The 13,598-nt window shown below is 59.5% G+C and carries 14 protein-coding genes; 6 read left to right on the forward strand and 8 right to left on the reverse strand.

The window, feature by feature from the left end:
• Positions 1 to 52: 52 nt before the first annotated feature.
• The 3 genes from C5748_RS09845 to C5748_RS09855 are packed head-to-tail and all read right to left on the reverse strand — an operon-like array spanning position 53 to position 2,814.
• A complete protein-coding gene (locus tag C5748_RS09845; protein ID WP_105741775.1) occupies positions 53 to 886 on the reverse strand; it encodes an ABC transporter substrate-binding protein in 834 nt (277 codons plus the stop codon).
• Between the two features lie 58 nt (positions 887 to 944).
• Positions 945 to 1,577, reverse strand: a complete 633-nt coding sequence (locus C5748_RS09850; protein ID WP_105741776.1) for an RraA family protein — start codon at positions 1,575 to 1,577, stop codon at positions 945 to 947.
• A 34-nt stretch (positions 1,578 to 1,611) separates the two neighbouring features.
• On the reverse strand, positions 1,612 to 2,814 hold the full coding sequence (locus C5748_RS09855; protein ID WP_105741777.1) for an aminotransferase class I/II-fold pyridoxal phosphate-dependent enzyme: 1,203 nt from the start codon (positions 2,812 to 2,814) through the stop codon (positions 1,612 to 1,614).
• 130 nt (positions 2,815 to 2,944) lie between these two features.
• Between C5748_RS09855 and C5748_RS27835 the strand changes: the two genes are divergently transcribed.
• From C5748_RS27835 to C5748_RS09875, 3 genes are all read left to right on the forward strand, one after another.
• Complete coding sequence (locus C5748_RS27835; RefSeq protein WP_158259835.1) at positions 2,945 to 3,823, forward strand: LysR family transcriptional regulator; 879 nt, start codon at positions 2,945 to 2,947, stop codon at positions 3,821 to 3,823.
• Positions 3,824 to 4,221: 398 nt separating this feature from the next.
• On the forward strand, positions 4,222 to 4,530 hold the full coding sequence (locus C5748_RS09870; RefSeq protein ID WP_105741778.1) for a helix-turn-helix domain-containing protein: 309 nt from the start codon (positions 4,222 to 4,224) through the stop codon (positions 4,528 to 4,530).
• A complete protein-coding gene (locus C5748_RS09875; protein ID WP_105741779.1) occupies positions 4,523 to 5,773 on the forward strand; it encodes a type II toxin-antitoxin system HipA family toxin in 1,251 nt (416 codons plus the stop codon). The genes C5748_RS09870 and C5748_RS09875 overlap by 8 nt, the downstream gene beginning before the upstream one ends.
• Positions 5,774 to 6,343: 570 nt before the next feature.
• Here C5748_RS09875 and C5748_RS09880 read toward each other — a convergent pair.
• Complete coding sequence (locus C5748_RS09880; RefSeq protein WP_245428951.1) at positions 6,344 to 6,760, reverse strand: helix-turn-helix domain-containing protein; 417 nt, start codon at positions 6,758 to 6,760, stop codon at positions 6,344 to 6,346.
• 799 nt (positions 6,761 to 7,559) lie between these two features.
• On the opposite strand from C5748_RS09880, the gene C5748_RS09885 reads away from it, so the two are divergent.
• The 3 genes from C5748_RS09885 (at position 7,560) to C5748_RS09895 (ending at position 9,789) form a co-directional block, all read left to right on the forward strand.
• A complete protein-coding gene (locus C5748_RS09885) occupies positions 7,560 to 8,159 on the forward strand; it encodes a polysaccharide deacetylase family protein (protein ID WP_245428954.1) in 600 nt (199 codons plus the stop codon).
• A gap of 24 nt (positions 8,160 to 8,183) precedes the next feature.
• Entirely contained in the window at positions 8,184 to 9,161 is a 978-nt protein-coding gene (locus C5748_RS09890) for a glycosyltransferase family 2 protein (RefSeq protein ID WP_158259836.1), read from the forward strand.
• Positions 9,162 to 9,471: 310 nt separating this feature from the next.
• Positions 9,472 to 9,789 (forward strand): CoA transferase, encoded by a 318-nt coding sequence (locus C5748_RS09895; protein ID WP_105741782.1) that lies wholly within the window; start codon positions 9,472 to 9,474, stop codon positions 9,787 to 9,789.
• Positions 9,790 to 9,831: 42 nt separating this feature from the next.
• On the opposite strand, the gene C5748_RS09900 is transcribed toward C5748_RS09895, so the two are convergent.
• From C5748_RS09900 to C5748_RS09915, 4 genes are read right to left on the reverse strand one after another with little or no spacing between them, the layout of a single operon-like run.
• Positions 9,832 to 10,527: an ABC transporter ATP-binding protein gene (locus C5748_RS09900; RefSeq protein ID WP_105741783.1), complete on the reverse strand. Its 696-nt coding sequence runs from the start codon at positions 10,525 to 10,527 to the stop codon at positions 9,832 to 9,834.
• Positions 10,527 to 11,318: an ABC transporter ATP-binding protein gene (locus C5748_RS09905; protein WP_105741784.1), complete on the reverse strand. Its 792-nt coding sequence runs from the start codon at positions 11,316 to 11,318 to the stop codon at positions 10,527 to 10,529. Before C5748_RS09905 ends, C5748_RS09900 begins: the two co-directional genes overlap by 1 nt.
• Positions 11,318 to 12,613 carry a branched-chain amino acid ABC transporter permease gene (locus C5748_RS09910; protein WP_105741785.1) on the reverse strand — a complete coding sequence of 432 codons (1,296 nt, stop codon included), beginning with the start codon at positions 12,611 to 12,613 and terminating at the stop codon, positions 11,318 to 11,320. The genes C5748_RS09905 and C5748_RS09910 overlap by 1 nt, the downstream gene beginning before the upstream one ends.
• Complete coding sequence (locus tag C5748_RS09915) at positions 12,610 to 13,560, reverse strand: branched-chain amino acid ABC transporter permease (protein WP_105741786.1); 951 nt, start codon at positions 13,558 to 13,560, stop codon at positions 12,610 to 12,612. Before C5748_RS09915 ends, C5748_RS09910 begins: the two co-directional genes overlap by 4 nt.
• Positions 13,561 to 13,598 lie beyond the last annotated feature (38 nt).

Consider the following 13,598-nt stretch of genomic DNA (forward strand, 5'->3'; position numbering starts at 1 on the left):
TCAGCCCGTCCCCGGCTAGTGGCACCGGGGATAGGACTTCATGATGCCGGGATCAACGTGCCGGGCGCAGCACTGGATCGCTGACGGGCTCGTCGAACTTGAAGGGCTTTTTCAGCTTGTAGGCGGTCGCCTCGCCAAGCCACTTGTCGAAGATTTTCTGGCCTTCGCCGCTTTCCTCGAGACGCTTCAGCGTGGCGTTGACCTGCTCCAGAAGCGCAGGCTCGTTCTTGCGGATGCCCAGGCCCCAGAACTCTTCGGCAACTGCCTGGTCGATGAACTTGAACTTCTCGCCTGTCTGGGCGACGAACTTCTCCGCGTTGATCTCGGACAGGATCATTGAGTCGACCTTGGACTGGGCGAGCGCAAGGAACGCCGATGGCGGATCCTGGAACGTCAGCAGGGTCGCCTGCGGAAGCGCCTCGCGTACGTAGCGTTCGGAACTCGAACCCTTCGGCGCGCTGATGCGGCTTTCCCCCAGGTCGTCGAGGGCGGCGAAGTCGGAGTCTGCCTTTACGAGGAGCTTCTGGAGGCTGACGAAATATGCGGTCGTGTAGTCGATCTGCTCAGCGCGCTCAGGGGTGTACCCGAGGTTCCCGGCAAGGACATCCACGCGGCCCTGGACGAGCTCGGGAATGCGCGCTTCCACCGACATGGGCTTCATCTGCAGTTCAACGCCCATGTCGTCAGCGATCCCCTTGCAGAGGTCGATGTCGTAGCCGGCGATCTCGCGGGTGGCGGGATCGGCAAAGCTGAACGGTTCGGCCGTTCCCAGCGTTCCGCAGGTCAGCGTCCCGCGGGACTTGATGTCAGCCAACTGGTCGGCGGCTGCGGTGCTGACGGACAGGACCGTCGCCAACAGCGTGATGACGGAGAGCTTGAGTTTCATCGTATTCCACCTCTTTATGTTCTTGTTTGTGCTTCTATAGGCTGTGAGCCCGGTTCAGTCAGGCCTTTGCATAGGCTCCGACATAGGTTCCTTCGGCTATCTGCCGAAGCATCTCTTCTTCCTTACGCTCATGCGCTCGCACCGCCCGGAGGAGCTCGTCGGCTCCCGCCACCGGAAATGACACCACGCCGTCTGCGTCGCCCACCACGATGTCGCCCGGATTGACCACCATGCCGCCGACGCTGACCGACTGCCCGATCGCGCCAGGGCCATGCTTGTATGGTCCGCGGTGGATGGCTGCCCGTGCGAACACGGGAAACACGTCGTCGCCGATGGCGCCGCTGTCACGGATCGCTCCGTCGATCACGAAACCGGCGAACTTCCGGCTCTTGGCTAACGCGACCATGATCTCTCCAATGAGCGCGCGGGATGTTTCCCCGCCGCCGTCGACGACGATCACATCGCCAGCTTGAGCTACGTCCAGTACCTTGTGTATAAATAGGTTGTCTCCCGCCGCCACCTTCACGGTGAAGGCCCGGCCAACCATCGTTCCGGAGATACGATGAAAGGGACGCAGCCCCACCGCCCCGGGGAGACGCTCGAGGTTGTCGCTGATCACCGCGGTCGCCGCCGTGCGGAATCCTTCAAGCAGCGCCTTGGGATCGTCGTGAGCTGCAACTGTCGACATCATCTTCCTCTTGTTTTCGGGATATCTGCTATGCGCCCTAGACGAGCGCCTCGCAGGACTTCCGGACGGCACGGCAGCCCGCCTCAATGTCTTCCAGTGCACCGCCGAACGACATCCGGAGATAGGGCGACATTCCGTAGGCGCTGCCGTCGAGGACGGCGACGTGGGCGCTTTCCAGAAGGTAGAGCGCGACATCAAGGTCGGATTTCAGGACCCTGCCGTCCGGCGTCGACTTCCCGATGAGTCCTTCGACGGACGGATAGAAGTAGAATGCTCCGTCGGGCTTGCGGAGCTTCATGCCCGGCGTTCCGTCCAGCAGCTCGAACATGCGGTCGCGGCGCTTCCGGAAGGTCTCGGCAGCTTCTGCCACGCAGGCTTGATCGCCGTTAAGGGCGGCCGCGGCGGCCGCCTGACTGACGGAACTGGCACACGACGTGTTCTGCCCGATCAGCTTGTTCATGGCGGCGATGAGCGCAGCCGGACCTGCCGCGTAGCCGATGCGCCAGCCCGTCATCGCGTATGCCTTGCTGACGCCGTTCACGATCAGAAGACGGTCCTTGAGGTCCGGCGCCACTTCACCGAGGCTCAGGGCCTTTCCTTCGTAGGTCAGGTGTTCGTAGATCTCGTCGGTCATAACCCACACGTGGCGCGCTTCCCGCAGCACCTCCGCCAGCGCGGAAAGCTCTTCACGGGAATATATCGCGCCCGTCGGGTTGTTCGGCGAATTCAGGACCAGCCACTTCGTCCGGGCAGTGATTGCTTCCTTCAAAGACTGCGGCGTGAGCTTGAAGCCGTCAGTCTCCGGACACTCAGCGATGACGGGCTTGCCGCCGTGGATAGTGGCGATGTCGGGATAGCTCACCCAGTAAGGTGCGGGGACGATCACCTCGTCGCCCTCGTTCAAGGTCGCCGCAAATGCCTCGTAGATGAGCTGCTTGGCGCCGACGCCGACGATCACCTCGTTGAGGCCATACTCCAACGCGTTGTCGTTCTTGAGCTTCTGGACGATGGCCTTACGAAGAGCGGGCGTGCCCATTGGAACGGTATAGTGCGTATCCCCGCCCCTCGCGGCCGAGATGGCCGCCTCGATGATGTGCGCAGGCGTATCCAGGTCCGGTTCGCCAATGGTGAGGTCGATGATCGTCTTGCCAGCAGCCTGAAGCTCGGTCACCTTCTGCCTGGCAACGATGCTTGCCGAAGGCTTCAACGCGATTACGCGTTCCGCAAGACCGATTGTCATCCTTTGTCTCCTCCGAACGGGAACTTCCACGCTGGGGAGCGACACTATTGTTGACTGGCTATCAAATAAAGAGATATTAACTCATACCCGTTCATCACTTTTAGGCATGAAGATGCTCTCGATTCGGCAGATGGAAGCACTCGTCTGGATCGTCCAGCTCGGAACATTCGAGCGTGCCGCTACCAAGCTCAGCACAACGCAGTCGGCGATTTCTAAGCGCATCACAGAGCTGGAGGCGACGGTTGGGTTTCCTGTTTTCGATCGCTCCCAGCGCGGTTCCAAGCTCACGCCGCGTGGCGAGGAAGTTCTCGAGATCGCTCGCAAGATGCTCCAGCTTCAGGAAGAAGTCGCGACCATCAAGACTGGCAGCCGTACGGGAGTACAGCGGCGCGTACGGATCGGCGTGACGGAACTGACCGCCATGACCTGGCTCCCACAGCTGATTTTCAGAATCCGAGCGGAGTATCCGGGCATAACTGTCGAGCCCGAAGTGGCAAGCAGCCGGACGCTGTACGAAAGCCTTCAGAGTGGCCAGCTCGACATCATCGTCTGTCCCGATGTGACCAGCGATTCAAACGTGAGGACGGTCCATCTGGCGAACGTCGATTTCGGCTGGATGGAACAGCCTGGCTTCACAGGGGATTGCCGGGTCCTCTCCCTGCAGGAGCTGGTATCGTATCCGCTACTGCTACAGGGAGGGCGTTCCGGAGCGGGATCTCACCTGACCATGTGGCTCTTGTCGCAGCGGCTCATATTCGAACGCGTCTTGATCACCGACAGCCTAATGGCAGTCGTCGGAATGACCGTGGCCGGGCTCGGCATCAGTCATTTGCCACGCCTCTGCTTTAAGCACCTGATCGACGATGGGAGGCTGAGGGTCATCCAAACGAAGCCCTTGCTACCGGAGATTCCCTACGTCGCTATCTTCCGGCAAGATCATCACTCACAGTTGATGGGGTCGCTTGCCGATATAATGCGGGAGCTCTGCGACTTTTCGGAAGTCCTATGATGTAATTGGATCGTGAGGATTCCTGCGGGTGTAAAAGCCCGTTGATTCCCGCCCCAAGCCAGATCATCAAGCGGTTCTTTTATGTTATGTCCGGGGCTGTCAAGGAAACTTGTTGAACGCTAGGCTAAGTGGATGTCGGCTTCTCTGGCCATTCTTCCGAAACCTGCCGGTCAGGAAACCACCTCCAGAGGTGCCAGTCGGCGAGCGGCCCCATTCCTACCTTTCGAGCTCAAGACGCAGTGGTTAAAAGGCCGTCCCTTTACGGTCGCGCGACATATGATCCTCGCGCAGATCATTTTGAAGGCCCGTGATCCGTAGTCAGATCATTAACTTGACAACGCAGAATAAGATACTTATACGCATCATTGAACTCCAACCTGATACGTTAGGGCATCACAATGCAGTCGCAACCAGACGCGCTTCAGGACATCGGCCGCGTGCTGAAGCAGGCCCGACTAGCCTCGGCATTGACACAGGAGCAGGTCGCTGACCTGGCGGGCATATCGCGCCCCCGCTACCGCGATATCGAAACAGGCTCGGCTGCGGCACGAGCGAGCACCTTGATGAATATTGCCCGCGCACTGGGCATGGAGATGATGTTGATCCCGCAGGCCATGGTGCCGGCAGTCGAGGCCTTGTTACGCCCGCATGACGATGACGATCTTCCCGCCTTTGTTTCCCATGCCGAGGATGGCGACGATGGCTAGGGTATTTCAGGCGCCGGAGGCCATCCGGTCACTCGACGTGCTGCTGAATGACCTCAAGGTTGGCACGATCGTCAGGACACCTGGCGATTTCAACGCGTTCAATTTTGACGATGCCTATCGCGCAACCGGCGGCTTCCCCGTCCTCAGTCTGTCGTTCCGGGCTGCGGCAGGCGGGTTGCGCAAGAATCCCAAACCGGTGGCCGGCGCCTTGCCGGCATTCTTCGCCAACCTGCTTCCGGAGGACAAACTGCGCGAGGCGATGGAGAAGCATCACGCCGGCAGTGTGCGACCGGGCAACGATTTCGATCTGCTGGCCGCATTGGGCGCAGATCTTCCGGGCGCGGTCCGGGTCGTGCCAAGCGACGGCACGACAGCAGTGCCGGATAGCGGCTTGGGAAGCACGCCGAAAGCCCGCTTTTCGCTGGCCGGTGTGCAGATGAAGCTCTCCGTCATGAAGAACACCGGCAAGGGTGGCGGCCTTACCTTGCCCATCGGTGACGGACAGGGGCAGTACATCGCCAAGTTCCCGTCGACGGCATTTCCAGGCGTTTCCGAGAACGAGTTTGCCAATCTGGCATTGGCGGCCGCGATCGGGATGGAGGTGTCCGAGCGCGAGTTGGTGGACAAGGCCGATTTTGAGGGAATTCCCGAGGAATTCGAAACGCTATCGGACGGCAGGGTCCTTCTCGTGAAACGCTTCGACCGGGGCACGGGCGGCGAACGCATCCATATCGAGGATTTCGCCCAGGTCTTCGGCGTCTATCCTTCGGGCAAGTATGAGGGCGCGGCCTATCACGACATCGCCTCGGCAATCAGCGTCGCTGTCTCCCCGGTAGCCGCGCTTGAATTCGTGCGCCGGCTGGCCCTGACGGTGATCACCGGCAATGGCGACATGCATCTGAAAAATTGGTCGCTGATTTATCCCAATGACGGGAACACGCCGAAGCTTGCGCCGATCTACGACATCCTTTCGACCGTTCCTTATATTCCTCGAGACACCATGGCGCTATCGCTTGGCGCGGAGCGATCCTTCAAGGCGCTCGGCCTGTCACGCTGGAAGGCGTTCGCCAATCGGGCCCGGCTCCCGGAGCCGGCCGTCCTCAAGGCAGTGATCGACACTGTCGAGCGCGTCAACGAAGCCTGGTGGGATCTTCCGGAACGGGTTGCCGTCCCAGAAAAGGTGCTCGAGCGGATCGACGCCCATGTGAAGATGATGACGCCAATCCTGGGATCCGACGTCTGATGGGAAGAGCGCGTCAGGTTCTTGTGGAAACAGAGATGACAAGCGGCGCGCGTGGTCGTAGCCTCTCCGCCAACCCACAAGGGCACTCTTGCGGCCGCCTGCAGGGAGATAGCGGTGATTGCGAAACAATTGAGCTTTAGTTATCGGCCAAAGTACGAGCTGTAATCGTCCACAGTTCGATTGTTAAACTCAACAGTCAAATGCGGTGAGGCACGCCAAAAGGCAGCTATTTTGGGTTTCGCGCGTGCACAAGACAAGTTCAGTGCGCAAGAGAGAAGTGCAGCGAGTTGCCGCGATCAGAAGTCACGTGCAGTGATTTCGTGGTTCATCGCTATAGCAGGAATCGACCGGCCGTTCAGTAGGTCGCCACGACCTCTCGAAACCGGCCATTCGGGCAACCTGCTGCAGTCCCGTTTCTCCATGTCCAACGGGGCAATTTCGGAAAACTCAAATCGGGAACAGGTTTTGGGAAAGCATCCTCGCTAAACGCGGGGAAGACTGATCCTGCCTCGGCTGTCCCGCTGAACCTTCCCTTGCGATAGAGGCAGGCCGGGAAGCGGCCGGCCTCTATCAACAGCTCCGGGAGTTTTCCGGCACCTCGGCTGACTTGCTCATAACCGCGCGCAGCCTCGCGGCATCGCGTGCTGGTGGGGTCCCGAACATCCGGGTGTACTCGCGACTGAATTGCGATGCGCTCTCATAACCGACGGCATAAGCTGCGCCGGATGCATCGGCGTCCGCGATCAGACGCCGTCTTGCCTCCTGCAGGCGGAGCGCCTTCTGGTATTGCAATGGGCTCATCGCTGTGGCGGCTCTGAAGCGCCGATGAAAGGTGGCTGCACTCATCCCTGCAATCTCCAACAACTCTTCAATCCGAACGAGACGATCGAAGTTCTCGCGCAGATGAGTGATAGCAGCTCTGATCTGCGCGATTCGGCCATCCGCTCGAGCAGCTTGGCGAAGCAGAGCCCCCTGTGGAATATTCATCACGGATACTATCAGCACAAACGGGTTCTGCTCTGCGATTGACCGTCGCCCACCGACGTGATCGGGTCCGCTTCGGCTTCGCTCCGTCCGCACAGAAAACCGGTTGTGGGAGTTGGCGTTCCACAAAACGTGAGGTTTTTCTCCACGTTTTCTCGACAGAAGCGTCGCACTTTCTCCGGCGAAAACCCGGCAACAGAACGAATTCAGTTCGCCTCTGTAGCCGCATTACGAGCGACGGAGAGTTTTCGGCAAATGGGAAATGAGACAATCGAACCGCAACGCCAGGCGTTCGGGCTTGCTTTGGTGCCATTTCGGATCGTCGATGGCATTTTTGCGGGTGTGAACGGCTGTGATCCGTCTGCCATTCAGCAAGCCCGCGCCACGGCACGTTCGAAGGCGATGCGTTAATGCACGCTTATCGCCGTTTCGACAGTACTGCCACCGGTTATTCCGCACAGCAACCGAAAACTGTCCCTCCGTCTCTTGATCCAGTCCGGCATACCGGTCGGCTAGCCGGTGCACGCACTCGATCCACTGAATTCCGGCCGTGTAAAGATAAGTCGGGACAAAAGCCACGCTTCATCGGGACGGATTCTTCCTGATCTGAAATGTCCGGAAGAATAATTCTCAATGATGCTCGATCATTCGACAAAAAATTCCTTCATGGTTAGAGGATTCGTTAAAAGTGCGAAATTGCTCTCCAGTCACCATCTTGACATATCACTCGATAGCGGACGTTCCGCCTTCTGGATCTCCTTATCGCGGGCTGTTCGTTTCTCCAAAGAACTTTCAACGACAGATGAAATGGCTTTCCAGATTGGGATATATAGGGCTGTCACTGCGTGAAATTCATCCGTATATCCTGGGCCAGAAACGCGGCAAGGTTGTCGGCATCACATTCGACGATGGTTTTTGCAACGTCCACGAAAACGCTCTTTCTGTATTGAGAGATCTTGGGTTCAGTTCGACCTGTTTTTTCGTCAGCGGCCAGATAGGCGGCTTCAACAAGTGGGATGAACCAAAAGGCATTCCCTATACGCGATGCATGTCCGACGAGAAAATTCGTGAATGGGCGAATGCGGGCAATGAAATCGGAGCCCACACCGTTGATCACGTTCATTTGACTGAAGTCGGGTTGAGTGAAGCATTCGATCAGATTTCTAACTCGCGAAAGCGCCTCGAGGAAATTTCAAACCAGCGCGTCACCTCCTTCAGCTACCCTTACGGCGATGTTTCTCCCGACATAAGGAATATTGTCGAGAGATCCGGGTTTAAACTGGCCGTGACGCTGAGAAAAGCTCAGGCAAGTTCGCGACACGATCCTCTGCTTTTACCACGCCGAAACATCCGCCACAGCGATGGCTGGATAGCAGCGTGTCGCAAGACGATTTTTGGCTGATTATCCATGCAAGAGCAGAGCCAAATGATTTCCACTGTCAGAAAAATAGCCGTGGCCACGGTGACGCGCGACCGGCCTTTGATGTTAAGCCGCTTGTTGGCTTCATATGGGAGGATCAAGATTCCGGATAACGTCCGTATCTGCTTCCTCATCGTCGAGAACAACGGCTCGGAAACCCTGGGACCGACCATTCAGAGTTTCAGAAATGACGTTTCCCAACACCAGGTCGCCTATGTCATTCAACCTGTTCTGGGGATCGCCGCTGCCCGCAACCGTGCAATACAGCATGCGATCGAAGAGGGATTTGATCTTTTGACTTTTGCCGATGACGATGAAGAGGTGGAAAGCGATTGGTTGTGCGAACTCTTGAAAGAACGGGACGCACATGATCTGGACATCGTTGGCTCGCCCGTTCGCGTTGCGCCGGTCGACGACAAATATTCGCGCTGGAATAAAACAATATGGAAAGCCGTAAACGACATAAATCTGAAGGCCGAACGGCGTTGTATGAAAAGAAGGTCTCAGGGGCGGGCGAATACGCTCCGATTGGCGACTGGAAGCTGGATGGGAAATCTGGACTTTTTCAGGCGTACCCGTTTGCGGTTCAACGAGGAACTGGGTTTGGCCGGAGGCGAGGACTGGCAACTTTATGATGTGGCAAAAAGCATGGGAGCACGTACTGGGTGGACGCCACATGCCATAGCATACGAATACCTGTCCAAGACTAGATTGTGTTTGCGCTACTACTATAGAAGGAATCGTGATCACGCGCGTACCGTCTTTCGGGAGCGTTATAAAAAGGACCGTGTCGGGTCCCTGTTTCTCCTGATGGGATCACTTGCAACCCGATTCTATAAGTTAGTTTTATCTTTTATGAGAATTCCTTTTAGTCCCGGAAAATCAATGCTCCGCTGTACATATTATATTGGTAGCTCGATCGGGTTTATTCAGGGGTTGATCGGTAAAGAATCCCAACATTATTCATCTATTGATGGAAACTAATTGTTTGATTGCGGGACCAACCTGGATGACGATCGTGACGGAGGTACGGGACCGCCTCCTGAGCGATTGGCTTCTTCTCAGGAAGAGGATGGCATTTGCAACAGCCTTGCCGCGGCCGCGCGATGACGGCTCAGGAAGCTGTATAAGGGGTGGGTTGAGGATACATGTAAAAACCGGTCACAAGGGAATTTCAAACGGGAGATCGCGTGGAACTAACAGATCGGGCCTGTCATTCATGTCGAGACCGTATTTTCCGAAGCGACGAATGTGCTTTCTGATGTAGGGACTGATAGCAGCTGCAAGTTCGGGTGTGACAAGATGGCCGTCCGCGGCCATATCCGGGGAGACGCTGCTGGACACGGCCGGCGTTCCGGCTGCCAAGGTGCGTTCGCTCGACGAGGTGCTGCGCGAAGACCACGCGCAAACCCGCGCCTTCGTCCATGCCATGCCGTGGCAGCATCAGCCGGGTGCCATCCACCTGCCGACGCTCGGCTTCAAGGCCAATCGCGAAGTGATCGCTCCGACCGTGGCTCCACCGCAGCTTGGACACGACACCCGCACGGTCCTGCAAGGCCTCGGCTACAGCGAGGCGGATCTTGCAAGACTTGAGAAAGACGCGGTGATTTGAGGGGCCAGCCGCAGGGCTGGTCTTTCTTCCGACCGGAACCGCTCAGACCTCGAGCCATTCCCGACGCACGGCATTGTTCTCCAGCAACTCTGCCGGCGTGCCTTCGAACACCATCGTGCCGTGGCCCATGACGTAGACGCGGCTCGACAGGCGCATGGCGAGCACCAGGCGCTGTTCGACGAGCAGGATGGAGATGCCGCGTCTGGCGATCTCGGCGATCAGTTCGCCGGTGCGCTCGACCATTTGCGGCGACAGGCCCTCGGTCGGCTCGTCGATCATGATCAGATCCGGATTGCCCATCAGCGTGCGGCAGATGGTGAGCATCTGCTGCTCGCCGCCCGACAGCGCGCCGCCCGGTGCGTGCGCGCGGTCCTTCAGCTGCGGGAACATCGCCCAGGTGTCGTCGATACCCCAGCGGGCATCGGTCTCGCCCGACTTCATCCCGAGGATCAGGTTCTGCTCGACGGTCAGCGTCGGGAAGATCGCCCGCTCCTCCGGCACATAGCCGAGGCCGAGGCGACTGATCGCGTGCGGCGGCCGCCCGGCGATCTCCCGGCCGTTTAAGGTGATCGAACCCTTGGGCTGCGGCTTGCCCATGATCGCCTTCAGGGTGGTCGAGCGCCCGACGCCGTTGCGCCCGAGAATGCTGACCACTTCGTTTGCCCCGACGTCCAGCGAGACGCCCTGCAGGATATGGCTCTTGCCGTAATAGGCGTGGAGATCGCGAACTTGCAGCATCACGCGGCCTCCGTGCCGAGATAGGCCTGCTGGACGGCAGCATTGCTCTTGATGTTTTCAGGCGTGTCCGAGGCCAGCAGCTCGCCGTAGACGAGCACGGAAATCTTGTCGGCAAGGCCGAAGATCACGCTCATATCGTGCTCGATCATCAGGAGGGTGCGGCCTTCGCTAACGGTGCGGATCAGCCCGACCATGCGTTCGGTTTCGGCATGGCTCATGCCGGCCATGGGTTCGTCGAGCAGGAGCACGCTGGCATCACCGGCGATCGCCAGGCCGATCTCCAGCGCCCGCTGTTCGGCATAGGCAAGCTCGCCAGCCGGCACGTTCCAGCGATGCAGGAGGTTGATTTCACTCAATATCCGTTCGGTCTTCTCACGCGCATCCGCCAGCCGTTCGACATTGCGCCAGAAGGCATAGCGATAGCCCATCGACCAGAGCGTCGCGCAGCGGATGTTTTCCCAGACGGAAAGCTGCGGGAAGATATTGGTGATCTGGAAGCTGCGCGACAGGCCGCGGCGGTTGATCTTTTCCGGCGCCATGCCGGCGATTTCCTCGCCGTTCAGCCTGATCGATCCGGCCGTCGGGCGGTAGTGGCCGCTGATCAGGTGGAAGAGGGTGGACTTGCCGGCACCGTTCGGGCCGATCACCGCATGGCGCTCGCCGGCCGGAATGACGAGGTCGATGCCGCAGATGATCCTGATCGCGCCGAAGGATTTCTCCAGGTCCTGCAGCGCAATGGCAGGGGCGGGCGTGGAGGTAGAGGTGGCGGCAATCGGGGACGTCGATGTCATCAGCCAGCCCTCCTGTCGGCGGTCGCGGTATCATAGGCGTTGCGGGTGACGGCGGCGGCCCGCAAGAAGCCGTAGCCGCCGGCAAGCAGCAGCACGACTGCGATGCTCCAGGGAACTACGCTGTCGGCCTCGAAGGGAATGTGCATCAGGCTCATCGACATGCCTTCAGAGCCGCTGACGGAGAGCTGCGTCGTCATCTCGATCACCATCGAAAGGCCGGCAAGCGCGCCGAGACCGGGTACCAGCGCCAGCACGTAATAGGGGATCATGCGGTGCAGGCAGCGGCGTTCGAGGAGCGGCCTCTGGGCGGCAAGCAGGCCGACAATGCCGTTCGGCGCATACATGACGATGCCGATAAACATCAGGCCGAAATAGAGCTGCCAGACATTGGTGATGTCGGACAGCATCAGTTGCAGATAGGTGACGAGCACGGCGCCGATGATCGGACCGGCAAAGAAGCCGGTGCCGCCGATATAGGCCATCAGGATGACCGTGCCGGATTCGGCAGCCCCCATCTGAGCGGCGTTCACCAACTCGAAATTGATGGCGGTGAGACCACCAGCAATCCCGGCGAACAGGCCCGCGAGGCTGAAGGCTATAAAGCGAATGGTCGTCGTGTTGTAGCCGATGAAGCTGACCCGCACCGGGTTGTCGCGCACCGCATTGCACATTCGGCCGAACGGCGTGCGGGTGATGGCGTACATGGCAAGCATCGAGACGAAGCACCACGCGGCGATCAGGTAATAGACCTCGATCTGCGGGCCGAACACGATGCCGAGCGGCTGCGGCAGCTCGGTGCGGTCGACGCTGATGCCCTCCTCACCGCCGAAGACATGGCGCAGGATCAGCGCGCTGGAGGCGACGAGTTCGGCAATCCCGAGCGTGATCATGGCAAAGGCGGTGCCGGCCCGGCGCGTGCAGACGGCGCCGAAGAGAATGCCGAAGGCAAGTCCCGTGACGCCACCAACGATCGGCATGAACATCAAAGGCAGCGGAAAGAGGCCGTCGGCGCCCATGTTCATGGCATGCGCCGTCAGGAAACCGCCGAGGCCTAAAAAGACGGCGTGGCCGAAGGACAGAAGGCCGGTCTGGCCGAGCAGCATGTTGTAGGAAAGGGCAAAGATCACCATCGTGCCCATCAGGCACATGGTCGAGATCGCAAGGCCCGAGCTGAACACCTGCGGCAGCAGCAGGAGGCCGGCTGCGACGAGAACCCAGATGCCGTAGCGCAGGACCGGATTGCTGGTCGCGCCGCCGGGCGTGGGAGGGGGGAGGCTGAAGGAAGTGCCGGTCATGTGTCACGCATTCCCATGAGACCGCGGGGCCGCACGATGAGGACGAGCACCAGGAGCAGATAAGGCAGGATCGGCGCGACCTGCGCGATGGTGACGTTCCAGATGTCGTTGAGATAGTCGCCGAGGGCATTGTCGAGGTCGAGCGGCCCGAACAGGTCGGCAAGCGAAATGTCGAAGGCGACGGCGAAGGTCTGGACGAGGCCAATCAGCAGCGAGGCGGCAAAGGCTCCGCTGAGCGAACCGAGCCCGCCGACCACGACGACGACGAAGAGGATGGGGCCGAGCAGGCCCGCCATGTTGGACTGGGTGACCAGCGCCGGTCCGGCAATCACGCCGGCCACGGCTGCCAGCGCAACGCCAACGCCGAAGACCAGCATGAAGATGCGATCTACATTGTGGCCGAGCATGCCGACCATGTCGGGATGGGTGAGCGCCGCCTGGACGATCAGCCCGATCCGGGTGCGCCGGATGATCAGAAGCAGGACGACGAAGATCGCGACCGCCGTCAGGAGCTCGAACACCTTGAAGGCTGGGTAGGTCGTCGAGAAGATGGTGAAGGCAGAGAAATTCAGCGAGGGCGGCACGACATAATTGACCGGCAGGCGCCCCCAGACCATTTCGACGACCTGCTGGATGACGAAGGTCAGGCCAAAGGTGAAGAGCAGTTCGGCGACATGGCCGTAGCGATGCACGCGCCTGAGGCCGAAGCGCTCGACCACCATGCCGATCAGCGCGACCAGGATCGGCGCCAGGATCAGGGCCGGCCAGAAGCCGATATGGCGGCTGATCTCGAAGCCGAAAAAGGCGCCGAGCATGTAGAAGCTCGCATGGGCAAGGTTCAGCACGCCCATCATCGAGAAGATGACGGTGAGGCCGCTGGCCATCAGGAACAGGAGCATGCCGAATAGCACGCCGTTGATGGTGGACACGAAGACGATTTCGAGCACGGTTATCTCAAGCCTTTGATCCGGGCATGCCGATCGGG

Origin of the sequence: Phyllobacterium phragmitis, assembly GCF_002980495.1 — a bacterium.
Classification (GTDB): domain Bacteria; phylum Pseudomonadota; class Alphaproteobacteria; order Rhizobiales; family Rhizobiaceae; genus Paramesorhizobium; species Paramesorhizobium phragmitis.